This window comes from Pseudomonas sp. NCCP-436, assembly GCF_019656335.1.
Taxonomy (GTDB): Bacteria; Pseudomonadota; Gammaproteobacteria; order Pseudomonadales; family Pseudomonadaceae; genus Aquipseudomonas.
In genome coordinates this window covers 97,750-112,344 of sequence record NZ_BPLZ01000010.1, presented here as the reverse complement: position 1 = coordinate 112,344, position 14,595 = coordinate 97,750, and the positions used below count along the sequence as shown (strand labels likewise).

Genomic DNA, 14,595 nt, shown 5'->3' with positions numbered 1-14,595 from the left:
AGCGTCGAATTGCCGGTTTTTCAGTGAACATGCGTTGACTGAAGTGGGGGTGAATTGCGAGCATTGTGAACAGTTGTTCACTGGATGCTTCTGATGTCGCTTGTTTCTCTGTCGCTGGCGCGACGCCTGCAGTTTGGCCTCAGTCCACTGCGTTATCTGTGTAGTCATGGCTGGCTCCGTGAAGCTGATGCTGACTTGTTCCTGCGTCTGATGCATCCGTTGTTGGCGGTGCAACGCGTCCGTGCCCTTGTCGAAAGTCGTCGCTGGGTGGCTGAGGATATGCTGGCGGTGACTCTGTTCTGCAACTCCAATGCCCGCGGCTGGCGTCCAGGTCAACATGTGCAGTTGTTCCTCGAGCTGGATGGTGTGCGCCATGTGCGTTGCTACAGTCTGGTGCGCGCCGATGCCGATGGTCGTATTGAGCTGGCCATCAAACGTGAACCCGGTGGTCGCCTGTCTCCGCTGCTGCAGGATCGCTTGCAGCCAGGTGATGTACTGGAGCTGGCCGCTGCACGTGGTGAACTGCTTTGGCCTCAGGGGCATGAAGCAGTGTTGCTGCTGGCAGCCGGCAGCGGTATCACGCCACTGCTCGGCCTGTTGCGTGAGGCGTTGAAGCATGGCTTCAGTGCCCCGGTGACTTTGCTCTATCAGGTGCGCCGGCGGGCACAGTGGGCCTATGTCGAGGAGTTACTGGCGTTGGCGGCCCGTCATCGCAACCTGCAGTTGCATTGGGCGGTCACTGGCGAGCCAGCCTGGGAAGGGGAATATGCCGGGCGACTGGACGAGGCCAGGTTGTCTTCACTGCCTGGCACGCATCTGCTGGCCTGTGGCCCACGGGGTTTCGTCGAACCGCTGGATCAGTGGTGGCGTGCGGCCGGGCGTGGTGGCAGCGTGCAGGTGGAGAGCTTCAGTCCGCCGCCGCAGTTGCCGGCCGAGGGGGCGGAGGTAGTGCGTCTGGCCTTTGCTCGTAGCCGGCTGCAGGTGCCTGGCAGCAGTGCACTTAGCCTGCTGGAGCAGGCCGAAGCCAGCGGTCTGCGACCGGCTCATGGCTGTCGTCAGGGCGTGTGCACCAGTTGTACCTGCCTGCTGCTGGCTGGCAGCGTGAGAGATCTGCGCAGTGGCGCAGTGTTCGCCGAGCCGGGGCAACCTATTCGTCTATGTGTCAGTGCCCCGCATGGGGATGTGGAGATCGACCTGTGAATACCCGCAGCGACCGTGAACTGAGTCCGGCTGAACTGGAGGCCTTCGGAGTCGAGCTGGATGCTCTGCGCCAGCGTACTCTGGCCGATCTGGGTGAGGACGATGCACGCTATATCCGTCGTGTTCGGAGTGCCGTGCGGCTGTGTTGCTGGAGCGGCCGTGCATTGCTGATGTTTGGCTGGTTTCCACCTACCTGGATGCTTGGGACCCTGCTGCTGGGCTTGGGCAAGATCCTTGAGAACATGGAGCTGGGCCATAACGTGATGCACGGCCAGTACGACTGGATGAACGATCCGGAGTTTTCCGGTCGTCACTATGAGTGGGACATAGTCGGACCCTCGGACTTCTGGCGGCACACCCATAATCACGTGCATCACACCTACACCAATGTGCTGGGCATGGATGACGACGTGGGCTACGGTGTGGTGCGCCTGTTTCCAGAGCAGCGCTGGAAGCCTTTCTACCGCTGGCAGCCACTGTGGGTGACCATTCAGGCACTGCTGTTCCAGTACGCCGTGGCTATTCAGCATCTGCGCTTGGACAAGTTGTTCAAAGGGCGCATCAGTGGCGAGGAGGTGCGTCCGCTGGCTCGCCAGCTCGGTGGCAAGCTGCTGCGTCAGTGGGTCAAGGACTACCTAGTGTTTCCGCTGCTGGCGCTGCTGCTTGGAGCCAATGCACTGGCGGTTTTGGTCGGTAACCTAGTGGCCAACCTGTTGCGCAATCTATGGACTTTTCTGGTGATCTTCTGTGGGCATTTCACCGAGAAGGCGGTAGTTTTCCCAGCCGAAGTGCTGCAAGGAGAAACCCGCGGGCACTGGTACCTGCGTCAACTGCGTGGCTCCAGTAATCTTTCCGGCGGACCGCTGTTGCATATTCTGACGGGCAACCTCAGCCATCAGATTGAACATCATCTCTATCCGGATCTGCCGGCGCGGCGTTATGTCGAGCTGGCGCAGGAGGTGCGGCAGATTGCGCAGCGCTATGGTCAGCACTACAACACGGGGACGCTCTGGGGGCAGTTTCGTACGGTGTTGCGGCGTATCTGGATCTATCGCTTACCGCCTGCCGACATCGCTTGAGCGGTGTCGGCAGGCAGGGTGGAGTTGATTCAGGCGGTACGGGCACGGTGCTCGATCAGACGATCTGCTCCGCCCTCAGCGAGCCGGAGGCGCTTTGCGCCCGGAGTGCGGTCGTAGCCGTCCTCGGCGAGCTGGAAGTGTTGAGCGCCCGGGGTGCGGTCATAGCCGTCCTCGGCGAGCTGGAAGTGTTGAGCGCCCGGGGTGCGGTCATAGCCGTCCTCGGCGAGCTGGAAGTGTTGTGCACCCGGGGTGCGGTCATAGCCGTCCTCGGCGAGCTGGAAGTGTTGAGCGCCCGGGGTGCGGTCATAGCCGTCCTCGGCGAGCTGGAAGTGTTGAGCGCCTGGAGTGCGGTCATAGCCGTCCTCGGCAAGCTGGAGGCGCTGTGCGCCTGGGGTGCGCTCGTAACCGTTTTCGGCCAGCGGGTTCAGTAACTGCTGAGCCTTCTGCTCGATGGCTTCGCCAACCAGAGGAAACGGAGCAGTGTTCGGGGTGGCAAAGGCGGCACTGGTCAGCAGGCTCAGGCTCAGGGCAGTAAGGGTCAGTTTGGATTTCATTTTCGTGTCTCCATAGTCAGTAACTGGCTTCGGAGACTATTGTCGGGGGTGGGGCTCTGGATCAGAACTTGACTGTCCTGATAGTGATCATTGATGTCCTCAATACTTGCTGGGGGCCGCTCTGGTACGGCGGTTTCTGGCGTGAAGGGGCTGTCTGAGAACGCTGCGGAAGGCTCTTCGAAAACACCCCGAAGAGACCGCAAGCAAGAGCCTGGATGCAACGTCGCCAGGTGCAGGAAGGCGCGCGCCTTATTCTTCAGTCTGCGCGGCCTTCAGCGCTTCCAGTGACGGTGCGGCGTAGATGCCTGCCTCCACCGCCAGCTCCATTACGCGTGTCAGGTCACTGCTGTAGACCAGTACGGTCTGAAGTTCGTCGTCCAGCGGTTCGCTGAAGTCCACCAGGGTGTAGCCGCCGGTTTCCGGAGACAGGGCCGAGAGCTGCACCTGGATGCGGTTGAGCGCCTTGAGTGGCTCGGTTTTGGCTAGTTGCTTGGGCTTGAGTGCGAACTGTACCTGCGGGCCGAAGGATTCGGTAATGCGCTGGAACAGCTCTTCGTAGCTGTCGGCCTGAAACAGCACGGTGTCAGGCAGGCTGCCGACCACTACCCATTCGCCAAGGGGGATGGGGAAGTCGTCGTCGTAGTTGACGTCCGGATTGGCGGCGAGGAAGGCCGCTGGATCCGCATAGGCCTGTGCCGCCTCGCTGGCGATGCGCAGGATTTCTGCATCGGGCAGGCAGCCGGAGCTTATCCGGGCGATCAGTTCTTCCAGCAGGGCTTTCATCGGATGCCTCCTCGGCGGTTCTGTGGGGCAAGGTCTGAATGTTTGCGGATCTAAGTCAGACTGGACGCAAGCCGGCGGATTGTACCCAAGTAACGGGACACTCCGCGCTGACTTTCTCTGTGTCCGGCTATCCGTAACGCTTCCAGGCCTCGATGGCCAAGCCGCTGCCGATGCTGCCGAAGGTATTGCCCTCGACGCTGCGGGCGTTGGGCAGCATCGCCGCGAGGCTCCGGCGTAGGGCCGAAACACCACTGGAGCCGCCGGTAAAGAACAGCGTATCGACCTGATCCGCCTTGATGTCGGCGTTACTCAGAAGTTGTGCGAGGCTGGCGCGGATGCGTTCAAGCAGCGGTTCGATAGCGCTCTCGAACAGTTCGCGGGTCAGTTCGGCGACCAGCCCCGGCTCGATGCGTGAAAGGTCGATAGGGCAGAGATCCCGTTCGCTCAGGGCGATCTTGCTGTCTTCCACCCGCATGGCCAGCCAGTGTCCGGCGCGCTGTTCGATCAGGCTGAACAGGCGGTCGATGCCGGTAGCGTCGACGATGTCGTAGCGCATGTTCTGCAGGGCCAGTTGGGTCTTCTGCGCGTACAGCGCGTTGATGGTGTGCCAGGTGGCCAGATTCAGGTGGTAGCTGGTCGGCATGAAAGCATCGCTCTTCATCCGGCTGCCGTAGCCGAATAGCGGCATCACCCCTGCCAATGACAGTTGCTTGTCGAAGTCGTTGCCGCCGATATGCACGCCGCCGGTAGCAAGGATGTCGCTCTGCCGATCGGCCTGGTGGTGGCGTTGCGGGGCCAGACGCACCAGGGAGAAGTCCGAGGTGCCGCCGCCGATATCGATGATCAACACCAGCTCTTCGCGCTCCAGCGTCGACTCGTAGTCGAAGGCCGCGGCGATAGGTTCGTACTGGAACGACACCTCCTTGAAACCGAGCTTATGCGCTACTGCCACCAGGGTGTTCTGTGCTTCCTGGTCGGCGGCCGAGTCGTCATCGACGAAGAATACCGGGCGGCCCAGTACTACCTCCTCAAAGGTGCGACTGGCCTGGGATTCGGCGCGTTTCTTCAGTTCACCGATGAAGAAACCGAGCAGTTCCCGGAACGGCAGGGCGCTGCCGAGTACGGTGGTCTCGCTCTTCAGCAGCCTGGAGCCCAGCAGGCTTTTCAGCGAGCGCATCAGGCGGCCTTCGTAGCCTTCCAGATACTCCTGGAGTGCCTGGCGACCGTAGACAGGGCGGCGCTCCTCGGTATTGAAAAATATCACCGAGGGCAGGGTGATCCTGCCGTCTTCGAGCTCCAGCAGGTTCGGCTGGCCGGGACGAAGCCAGCCGACGGTGGAATTGGACGTGCCGAAGTCAATGCCGCAGGCGCGGGCAGGGGAAAGGATGGACATGATCAGGACAGCCAGAATTACCAAGGGGGGATGACGTCGAATGGCAACGCCCCGCAGGCAGGCGGTCAGATATTCTACGTCAGGGGGCGCCTTGTGCCGACTGAGCGGCACGTCTTTAGGAAGACAGGTCGATGTCCTCCCTTTGCTTGTGCTTCCACTGCGTCCACTCGAAGCCTAGAACCACCAGCAGCGACAGGGCGAAGGGGGTCAGCAGGTAGAAGCAACGGAACACGATCAGCGCTGCCAGCACGTCCGACGGCGGGATTTCCGGCAGGGCGGCGAGGAAGGTCACCTCCAGCACGCCGAGGCCGCCCGGGGCGTGGGAAAGCAGCGCCAGAGAGAAGGACGCGAGGAATACGCCGAGTACCACCAGGTAGCCCGGATGGTTGTCGGCCGGCAAAGCAAAGTAAATGATTGCCGCGGCGCAGAGCAATTCCAGTGGGCCGGCCAGCAGTTGGCGGCTGACGATCGGCAGACGCGGATACTCGACATGCACCTTGCCCAGCGTCCAGGGTTTGAACTGGCGCCAGGAGCCGAATACGTAGAGTACCACCATCGTCAGCAACACTGTGCCGATGACCATCGAGACCAGCGGGCTGACATCCATGACGCGGTGGATCAGGTCGGGTTGGGCGATCAGTACGCAGCCGCTGGCGAGAATGGTGCCGAGGACGAAGGTAAAGGAGCAGAAGACGATGAGAATGCCGATTTCCTGGGGCGTGAGGCCTTTGCTGCGATAGGCGCGGTAGCGTACTACCGCGCCAGAGAACACTGAGGCGCCGATGTTGTGCGCCAGGGCATAGGTGGTGAATGAGCACAGGGTTATGAAACGCCAGGGAATCTGCTTGCCCAGATGGGCCACGGCGATACGGTCGTACCAGGCCAGCGCCCAGTAGGCACCGAGCGTGGCGATGCCGGCCAGCAGCCAGTTCAGGTGGGAGATGGCTCGCAGACTGTCGGCAATCTCGTCAAGGGAGATGTTGCGTACTTCGCGATAGAGCAGGAAACAGGACAGCGCGACGGCACCCAGACCAATCAGAGACCAGATCAGGTCACTGCGCTTCAATTTGGGTTTGGCTTCAACAACGGACACTTGAACTCCTCACTCGATAGGCCCATGAGGCGGTATGGCGGGCCATTCGCCCCCTATCGAGGCTATTGTTCTTCGACCTTATGGTCGGTCATGCTGGGCGCGGACGTGTCAGGCCTGCACGGTGCGCTGCGCAGTATCACGGAGGAGCGGGCGATGCTCAACAACTACACGCATTCGTGGCGTTACCGAGTATGTCCTCGCACCTCGTGTGGAAACTCCCATGGCACTTGCCGGTTCTCAGAGCCATGCCAGTGTGGCACCGGCCAGCACGGCGTAGCGCCCGACCTTTGCCAGCCCGACCAGCAGCAGGAAGCGCCATAGCGGTTCGCGCATCACACCTGCAGCCAGAGTCAGTGGATCACCGATCAGCGGCATCCAGCTCAACAGCAGCGACCAGCAGCCATTGCGTGCATACCAGCGCTGTGCCTGCTGCAGGCGCGCCTCGCTGACAGGAAACCAGCGGCGCTGGCGGTAGCGCTCCAGCGAGCGACCCAGCAGCCAGTTCACCAGTGAGCCCAATACGTTGCCGGCCGTAGCGACTACAAGCAGCAGCCAGGTGGCGTGTGCGCCGCCGAGCAGCAACGCCACCAGTATTGCCTCGGACTGAAGAGGCAGCAGGGTGGCGGCAAGGAATGCGGAGAAAAACAGCCCTGTGAGCACCGCTGCGAAGCGCCTCAGTCGACTGTCATAGTGTGCTGCAATTTGCGGCTCAGGACTGCGACTCCTGCCCGTTATTGGCCATGATCTCCTCCAGGCTCAGGCCGGTCAGGCCGTGGATGGTCTTCCACAGGTAGTAGAAGATGGCCATCAGCATGATCATCGAGGGAATGGCAATCATCGGATAGCTGAGCAGGGTCATGCGGCCCAGTTCGTCGTTGAAGGCCGCGGTGCCGGCCGGGCTGGTCACCAGCCACTTGGCCAGCACGTAGTTCATGAACGAGGAGAAGAAGAAGGTGCCGCTGAGCCAGTAGGTGGCCCGCATCAGGCGTGTTTCGAAGTGTTCGACATGGCCGCCCTGTTCCAGACGTTCGTGAATTTTATCGACGTTGAGCACGCTGCGGTTGAACAGCAGCGTACGGATCAGCGGGTAGCGGGTACGTGTCGAGACCAGTACGGCGATGCCGATCAGTCCAGGAATCAGGGCTTCCTTGATGGCAAGCCATTGGGTGTCGAGTTTGAGCAGACCGATACCCCCGGTCAGCGCTACGCTGGCCAGGCCGAGAAGGGCGATAAAGTTGAACTTGCGGTAACGGATCAGTTCGAAGGTGCCCCAGGCCAGCGGGAAGGCCAGTGCCAGGATCAGCGCGCCGTCAGCTCCCAGACGATCCTCGGCGCTGAGCTTCATCAGGATGAGGGATGGAATCAGGAGGCTGATGGCCAGATCGATCAGCGGGCGGGGCTTGTGCGTCGGAGTGCGGCTGTCGGTGGTAGCGGTCATGGCGTCTGCAGTTTGCGGAAATGCTCAGATGATCGCCTGCCTGAAGCGCAAGGGCTAGTCCGGATGTCGGGATGTCATGTGAAAAATCATCAATGTGACAGCCGAGCGACAGGCGAACAGGTTATGTTCTATGTCGCAGCGAGGCTATTCCAGGGCCAGAAGGCGAATGTCCTTTTGTCGGCGCTATCCGATAAAAACTGAGACAGCCGTCCCGAGCTCTGGATTGTCTCGTTCCTGCATAACTACAACGAGAAAATGCTTCAACTGACTTTGGAATACACCCCATGCCCATCCTGCAACGTGCATCCCATCATGAGCTGCGCATAGCCTTCCGGGCTCTGCTGGCATCCGAACGCTGCTATCACACGGCCTCGGTTTTCGATCCCCTCTCGGCACGCATCGCCGCCGATCTCGAATTCGAGGTTGGCATCCTTGGCGGCTCTGTTGCCTCCCTTCAGGTACTGGGCGCGCCGGACTTCGCGCTGATTACCCTCAGCGAGTTCGTTGAGCAGGCCGCCCGTATCGGCCGTGTCGCCCGGTTGCCGGTGATCGCCGATGCCGACCACGGTTATGGCAACGCGCTCAACGTAATGCGCACGGTGGTGGAGCTGGAGCGTGCCGGTGTTGCCGCTCTGACTATTGAGGATACGCTGCTGCCGGCGCAATTCGGCCGCAAGTCGACGGATCTGATCAGTATCGAGGAGGGGGTAGGCAAGATCCTTGCCGCACTGGAGGCTCGTATCGATCCCGAATTGGCCATCATTGCCCGCAGCCACGCCGGAGTGCTGGAGCTGGAGGAGCTGATCCGCCGTACTCGGGCTTACCAGGAGGCCGGTGCCGATGCCATCTGCCTGGTTGGGGTTAAGGATTTCGAACATCTGGAACAGATCGCCGAAGGCCTTCGCGTGCCCCTGATGCTGGTCACCTATGGCAACCCGCTACTGCGCGATGACCAGCGTCTGGCCAGTCTGGGTGTGCGTATCGTGGTCAATGGTCATGCTGCATTCTTCGCGGCGATCAAGGCCACATACGACTGCCTGCGCGAGCAGCGCGGCATCCAGCCTTGCGATCTCAACGCCACCGAGCTGACCCACAAGTACACCCTGCCTGAGGATTACATCCGCTGGGCGCGGGAGTTCATGGAGGTTCGCGAATAGCCGGTGGCCTCTTGCATTGGCGGCTGTCCTGGCGCATACCTTTCAGGCCGAGCGTTGCGGGAGGAGAAAGGTCATGGCCAGTGGCTGGGCAAACGACGATGCGGTACAGCAGCAGATTGACAGCAGTATCGAGGACGCCATTGCGCGGGCCCGCAGCCGTCTGCCCCGGGGCGAAAGCCTGCACTACTGCGAAGTTTGCGACGCGGTCATTCCCGAGGCGAGGCGCCAGGCCATCGCCGGCGTGCGCCTGTGCGTAACCTGTCAGACCGAGGAGGACCGCGCCCAGGCCGCATTTGCTGGCTACAACCGGCGTGGCAGCAAGGACAGCCAGCTGCGCTGAACGAAGCGATTTGGGCACCTATTGCACTTGTCGCGGTCTAGCTTCTGTACGAAAAGTCGCCGCAGACGATGGGGCGGTTGCAACACCGTAGCCGCCGCAAGGGCGGCACTTTTCGCATACAAGCCAGGTGGCCGCCAGGCCGCCGTCCGAGAGAGGTGCCGTCATGACGATATTCGAAGCTCTGCGCATCAGCCATGAAATCCAGCGTGAGCTGGCCCAGCAACTGCTCGCCACCCGTGGCGACTCGCCCGAACGGGAGGAGGGCTTTACCCGCCTGCGGAATGAACTGGAGGTCCACTCGCTCGCCGAGGAACGCCACTTCTATGTGCCGCTGCTGCAGCTGGATGGCGGCGTGGAGCTGTCGCGCCACGCTATCGCCGAGCATCATGAAATGGACGAACTGATCGAGGAGCTGGCGCAGACTGCACTCAGCAGCCCCGGGTGGCTGCCGAAGGCCAGAGCGCTGGCGGAGAAGGTCGAGCATCACCTCGGCGAAGAGGAGCATGGTTTCTTCCAGCGGGCCGGTAAACTGCTGGGTGAGCGGCAGAAGAAAACTCTGGCGCAGGAATACCTGCGTGCCTACGACGAACTGAAAAAGTCCGCCTGAAGAAGCCGCAGAAGGGTCAGGGCCTTTGCGGCGCATCCGGGGCTGCGGACTGCCCATGGCGCAGCCGCAGCTTCAGCTCATCAGGTAGTTTTTTACCCCGGTGAATATGATCTGGGCGGCCAGTGCGCAGACGAAGAGTCCCATCAGTCGGCTGACGATTTGCAGGCCCTGTTCGCCGAGCAGGCGCTCGAACTGGTTGGACAGGTACAGCACCACGCCGACGGTGAGGCTGGCGAGAAGGATTGCCAGCACGGCGGCCAGCTTTTCATCCCAGTGTGGCTGGCTGGCGCCCATCAGCAGCAGAGCGCCGATGGTACCGGGGCCGACGGTGATGGGGATGGTCAGCGGTACGATGGTCACGTCCTGGTGCAGATTGCCGCTCTGCACTGCCGGCTTGCCCTGTGCCATGCCAAGGGCGGAAATGAACAGCACGCTGCCGGCACCGATGCGGAAGGCGTCGATGGTGATGCCGAACAGGGTGAAGATGTGCTTGCCGAACAGGTACAGCAGAACGCTGGCAACCAGCGTGCCCAACGCCACGCGCCAGGCTAGGCGCTTGCGTTCCTTCAGGGTGTAGCCGCGGCTCAGGCTGATGAAGCATGACAGTACGAAGAACGGGCTGTAGAGCACCAGCATCTTCAGATACAGGCTGAACGGATCAGAGGCCATGGTTGTACGGGGCTCGCTAACGGGCGGAGGAGATGGGTAGACGCTCAGTGTGGCTGAGCGTCACGCTGGCGACGTCGTTCGCGCTCGCCGATCCAGTGCTCGATCAGTTCGCGTAGCTGCGACAGTTCTACCGGTTTGGACATGTGCCCGTCCATGCCGACGCTCTGTGCGCGTTCCTTGTGCTCGTTAAGGATGTGCGCGGTCAGCGCCACTACCGGCGTGCGCAGGCGCTTCTCGCGGGCTTCCCAGGCGCGCAACTGCTCGGTGGCCGAGAAACCGTCGAGCACTGGCATCTCGCAGTCCATCAGTACCAGATCGTAGTGCTGGCGTTTCATCGCCTCGAGCGCCTCCTTGCCGTTGCTGGCGGTATCCGGCCTGAGGTTGAGCTTGCCGAGCATGCCGCGTATCACCTTGGTGGAAATGCTGTTGTCCTCGGCCACCAGGATGCGGAAGTCGTCTGGCACATGCAGTGGCGTACTGACCGGGGTTGGCGCGGCCTGTGCTGGCGTGTCGTTGGGCCTTTGTGACAGCTCATCGGCGAGCGTGGTCTTGAGTGTGTAGCCGGCCACCGGTTTGGCGAGGATACGCTTGATCCCCGCGTTGCGTGCGATCACCTTGCTCGGCGCATTGCTGATGCCGGTGAGCATGATGATGAGAATGTCGTGGTTGAGGCTGGGGTCTTCCTTGATCCGGGCTGCCAACTGCATACCGCTCATGCCCGGCATATCCTGATCCAGCAGTACGGCGTCGAAGTATTCGCGCATGTGCGCGCGGGTGCGCAGCAGAGCCAGGGCCTCCTTGCCCGAGGGAACCGCACTGACCTGCAGGCCCCAGGCGTTGCACTGCTGCACCAGCACCTTGCGGCAGGTGTCGTTGTCGTCCACTACCAGCAGGCGGGCGCCCTGCAGCGGACTGTCGAGGTCTGTCTCCGGCTGTTTCAGGCGGGCCGGATCAAGTGGCAGGGTCAGCCATAATGTGGTGCCCTGGCTGCTGCCGCTCTGGATGCCGAATTCGCCGCCCATCAGACGTACCAGCTGGCGTGCGATGATCAGGCCGAGACGGCCGCCCAGGTGGGTGGCTGAGAGGAAATCGCGGCTCTGTAGTTCGGCGTTGAGCAGTGCGTCTCGCTCTTGCGGCTGCAATGGGCGGCCACTGTCCTGCACGGCAATGCGCAGGCGATGACCGCCTTGGCTATTGTCGAGTGCCGCCACCAGCAGAATTTCACCTTCGGTGGTCTGTTTGAAGGCATTGTCCAGCAGGCTGAGCAGGGCCTGGCGCAGGCGTGTCGGGTCGCCGCTAATGACTCTCGGCACCTGTGGCTGGGTGAAGCTGATCAGCTCGACCTTCTGCTGTTCGGCCTTGGCGCGGAAGATGTCGAGACAGTCTTCGATCAGTGCACCGAGGTCGAACTGTACGTCGTCCAGTTCGATCTGTCCGGACTCCAGCTTGGAGATATCGAGGATCTCGTTGATCAGCGTGAGTAGCTCGTTGCCGGAGCTGTGAATAGTCTGCACGTAATCGCGCTGTTTGGCCGACAGCGGGGTGCCCAGCAGCAGTTCGGTCATGCCCAGCACGCCATTCATCGGCGTGCGGATTTCGTGGCTGATCTTGGCGAGAAACTCGGCCTTGGTTCGCAGTTCGGCAGTGCTGGCGGCCTGGGCGGTGTGCTTGTTCAGGGTATCGCTCTGGATCTGCCGTTGACGTTCGGTCAGCGACACGCCAAGTAACAGGCTGGTAAGGGTAGCGACGCTGAATACGCCGAGTACCAGCCAGCCCGGCTCAAGTTGGTCGAAGCCCAGCAGTACGGGAAGGAAGACGCCGAAGCCGAGATTGAACACGAGCATGCCGATCGCTACCAGCCTTGCAGGCTGGTAGCCGGAGCGCCAGTGCAGGCTCGATACCAGTAGCAGGATCAGGCTGCCCAGCGTCACCAGCAGGTAGACCAGCGAGCTGTACCAGAGCAGTCCGCTAACGGCGATGCACAGGGCATAGATCGCCAGAACAGCGGCGATCATCAGTAGCAGGCGGTTGAGCGGGCTGCGCTGTGCCGGTGTGCCGCGAACGAAGGCCAGACCGAAGGCCTGGGTGCAGAACGCGGCCAGAAGGGCGGACAGGTCGGCAATCAGTGACTGGTTGTAACCTAGGCCGGGCAGCCACTGAGCGAAAATCCCCAGGTTGGCCGAGGAGCACACGGCTAGGCCAATGTTCAGTCCGGCCAGCCACAGGCCGCTGGAGCTGCGGCTGTAGAAGAAGCGAATGATGTTGTAGATGGTCAGCAGCAACAGAGCGCCGAAGAGTATGCCGTACAGATAGGCGGATTTATCCAGACTGGCCATCTCCCGCTGATCCATCACCTTGAACCAGGTCATCAGCGGGTGGTTGGAGGTCATGCGGACATAGGCGACACGTGCCTGGCCGTCGTTGGGCAGCGGCATCAGGTAGAAGCGCGATGGCAGTGGGCGCGAATCCCGCGGCCTGGCCTCGCCGGTGTGTACTTGCTGTTCCAGCTGGCCGTCGCGCAACAGGTAGTAGTCCAGGTACTGCACCCTTGGCGAGAACAGCCAGAGCCAGGCGGGTTGCCGGTTGCCAGGCAGTTCGGCGCGCAGCCATACGGCACGCTCGCTCGGCGGGAAATTGAAGGCCTGCCGGGACAGTGGGCGGAACTGCTGATGCTGGGTGTGCACCTCTTCCAGCCCCAGGCGTGCACTGACATCGATCAGGTAGGACCAGCGTGCCGTAGCCTGTACCGTGTCCGCCGAGGCCGGAATGGCGAGGCCGATCAGCAGCAGGCTGACGATAAGTCCGATGGCATTCCTGAGCCGGTACACGGGAAAGTCCCTTCTATGAGTGTGGCCGGATTATAGCCAAGCATAAGCACGGGGCATATGGCGCCCGGTGGGTGGGGCTCGGGGCGGCTGACCCTGGCTCCGCTTGCCGGAGCCAGGGCGCCGGCTGCGTCAGTCTTGCTGCTGTTCGCGGGCGATGGCGCGATAGCCGATGTCGGTGCGATAGAACATGCCGTTCCAGCGGATTTTCTCTGCCAGACGGTAGGCCTGCTGCTGGGCATCGGCGACGCTGGCACCGATGGCGGTGGCGCACAGCACGCGGCCGCCGGCGGTGACGATCTTGCCGTCCTTCAGTGCGGTACCGGCGTGGAATACCTTGCCGTCGAGCTTGGCAGCATCGTCCAGGCCTTCGATCACGTCACCCTTGGCGTAGTCGCCCGGGTAACCGCCGGCGGCCAGCACCACGCCCACGGTCGGGCGCGGATCCCAGGTCGCTTCGACCTTGTCCAGCGCCTTGGCCAGTGCGGCCTCGACCAGCAGCACCAGCGACGACTCCAGACGGCACATGATCGGCTGGGTCTCCGGGTCGCCGAAGCGGCAGTTGAACTCGATGACCTTGGGCGCGCCGCTCCTGTCGATCATCAGGCCGGCGTAGAGGAAGCCGGTGTAGACGTTGCCTTCGGCGGCCATGCCGCGCACGGTTGGGTAGATCACCTCGTCCATCACCCGCTGGTGTACCTCGGCGGTGACCACCGGGGCGGGGGAGTAGGCGCCCATGCCTCCGGTGTTGGGGCCGCTGTCGCCGTCGCCGACGCGCTTGTGATCCTGGCTGGTGGCCATGGGCAGTACGTGCTCGCCGTCGACCATGACGATGAAGGAGGCTTCCTCGCCGTCGAGGAACTCCTCGATCACCACACGGGAGCCGGCGTCGCCGAAGGCATTGCCGGACAGCATGTCGCGCACCGCTTCTTCGGCTTCTTCCTGGGTCATGGCGACGATCACGCCCTTGCCTGCGGCCAGGCCGTCGGCCTTGATCACGATGGGGGCACCCTTCTCACGCAGATAGGCCAGTGCCGGCTCGATCTCGGTGAAGTTCTGATAGTCGGCGGTGGGGATCTTGTGACGGGCCAGGAAGTCCTTGGTGAAGGCCTTGGAACCTTCCAGCTGGGCGGCGGCGGCGGTGGGGCCGAAGATGTCCAGACCGCGCTGACGGAACAGATCGACCACGCCTTTGACCAGCGGTGCTTCCGGGCCGACGATGGTCAGTTGCACGTTCTTCTCGGCGAAGTCGGCCAGTGCCTCGATGTTCAGCACGTCGATGGCGACGTTCTCGCACTTGGCTTCGGCTGCAGTACCGGCGTTGCCTGGGGCGACGAAGACCTTCTCGACGCGTTTGTCCTGAGCCACTTTCCAGGCCAGGGCGTGCTCGCGGCCGCCGCTGCCGATGATCAGTACGTTCATGTTCTGCTCCTTGTGGAGGCGGGCTTGGGCCCGTT

General features: G+C 62.2%; 14 protein-coding genes. 5 read left to right on the top strand and 9 right to left on the bottom strand.

The features are described from left to right. Nucleotides 1-93 precede the first annotated feature (93 nt). Nucleotides 94-1,200, top strand: a complete 1,107-nt coding sequence (locus NCCP436_RS12185) for a ferredoxin reductase (protein ID WP_220804267.1) — start codon at nucleotides 94-96, stop codon at nucleotides 1,198-1,200. Further along, nucleotides 1,197-2,279, top strand: coding sequence for a fatty acid desaturase (locus NCCP436_RS12180; protein WP_375709490.1), 1,083 nt, complete (start codon nucleotides 1,197-1,199; stop codon nucleotides 2,277-2,279). The genes NCCP436_RS12185 and NCCP436_RS12180 overlap by 4 nt, the downstream gene beginning before the upstream one ends. A 29-nt stretch (nucleotides 2,280-2,308) precedes the next feature. Here NCCP436_RS12180 and NCCP436_RS12175 read toward each other — a convergent pair whose 3' ends face one another. From NCCP436_RS12175 to NCCP436_RS12150, 6 genes are all read right to left on the bottom strand, one after another. After that, nucleotides 2,309-2,833: a hypothetical protein gene (locus NCCP436_RS12175; protein ID WP_220804265.1), complete on the bottom strand. Its 525-nt coding sequence runs from the start codon at nucleotides 2,831-2,833 to the stop codon at nucleotides 2,309-2,311. 249 nt (nucleotides 2,834-3,082) lie between these two features. After that, nucleotides 3,083-3,616, bottom strand: coding sequence for a hypothetical protein (locus NCCP436_RS12170; protein WP_220804264.1), 534 nt, complete (start codon nucleotides 3,614-3,616; stop codon nucleotides 3,083-3,085). A 127-nt stretch (nucleotides 3,617-3,743) separates the two neighbouring features. Further along, on the bottom strand, nucleotides 3,744-5,009 hold the full coding sequence (locus NCCP436_RS12165) for an Hsp70 family protein (protein WP_220804263.1): 1,266 nt from the start codon (nucleotides 5,007-5,009) through the stop codon (nucleotides 3,744-3,746). A 115-nt stretch (nucleotides 5,010-5,124) separates the two neighbouring features. Beyond that, nucleotides 5,125-6,102, bottom strand: a complete 978-nt coding sequence (locus tag NCCP436_RS12160; protein ID WP_220804262.1) for a YbhN family protein — start codon at nucleotides 6,100-6,102, stop codon at nucleotides 5,125-5,127. Between the two features lie 237 nt (nucleotides 6,103-6,339). Continuing rightward, nucleotides 6,340-6,762: a YqaA family protein gene (locus NCCP436_RS12155; RefSeq protein WP_259651488.1), complete on the bottom strand. Its 423-nt coding sequence runs from the start codon at nucleotides 6,760-6,762 to the stop codon at nucleotides 6,340-6,342. Between the two features lie 49 nt (nucleotides 6,763-6,811). Beyond that, nucleotides 6,812-7,540: a VC0807 family protein gene (locus tag NCCP436_RS12150; RefSeq protein WP_220804261.1), complete on the bottom strand. Its 729-nt coding sequence runs from the start codon at nucleotides 7,538-7,540 to the stop codon at nucleotides 6,812-6,814. Between the two features lie 293 nt (nucleotides 7,541-7,833). On the opposite strand from NCCP436_RS12150, the gene NCCP436_RS12145 reads away from it, so the two are divergent. The 3 genes from NCCP436_RS12145 to NCCP436_RS12135 all read left to right on the top strand — a co-directional run bounded on the left by NCCP436_RS12145 (nucleotide 7,834) and on the right by NCCP436_RS12135 (nucleotide 9,644). Continuing rightward, nucleotides 7,834-8,697: an oxaloacetate decarboxylase gene (locus NCCP436_RS12145; protein WP_220804282.1), complete on the top strand. Its 864-nt coding sequence runs from the start codon at nucleotides 7,834-7,836 to the stop codon at nucleotides 8,695-8,697. Nucleotides 8,698-8,770: 73 nt separating this feature from the next. Continuing rightward, nucleotides 8,771-9,037: a DksA/TraR family C4-type zinc finger protein gene (locus NCCP436_RS12140; protein ID WP_220804260.1), complete on the top strand. Its 267-nt coding sequence runs from the start codon at nucleotides 8,771-8,773 to the stop codon at nucleotides 9,035-9,037. Between the two features lie 163 nt (nucleotides 9,038-9,200). Next, complete coding sequence (locus NCCP436_RS12135) at nucleotides 9,201-9,644, top strand: hemerythrin domain-containing protein (RefSeq protein WP_220804259.1); 444 nt, start codon at nucleotides 9,201-9,203, stop codon at nucleotides 9,642-9,644. Nucleotides 9,645-9,716: 72 nt separating this feature from the next. Here NCCP436_RS12135 and NCCP436_RS12130 read toward each other — a convergent pair whose 3' ends face one another. From NCCP436_RS12130 to purD, 3 genes are all read right to left on the bottom strand, one after another. Beyond that, a complete protein-coding gene (locus tag NCCP436_RS12130; protein WP_220804258.1) occupies nucleotides 9,717-10,313 on the bottom strand; it encodes a MarC family protein in 597 nt (198 codons plus the stop codon). 44 nt (nucleotides 10,314-10,357) lie between these two features. Then, nucleotides 10,358-13,141 carry a hybrid sensor histidine kinase/response regulator gene (locus tag NCCP436_RS12125; protein ID WP_220804257.1) on the bottom strand — a complete coding sequence of 928 codons (2,784 nt, stop codon included), beginning with the start codon at nucleotides 13,139-13,141 and terminating at the stop codon, nucleotides 10,358-10,360. Between the two features lie 129 nt (nucleotides 13,142-13,270). After that, nucleotides 13,271-14,560: a phosphoribosylamine--glycine ligase gene (gene purD / locus NCCP436_RS12120; protein WP_220804256.1), complete on the bottom strand. Its 1,290-nt coding sequence runs from the start codon at nucleotides 14,558-14,560 to the stop codon at nucleotides 13,271-13,273. Nucleotides 14,561-14,595: the final 35 nt, after the last annotated feature.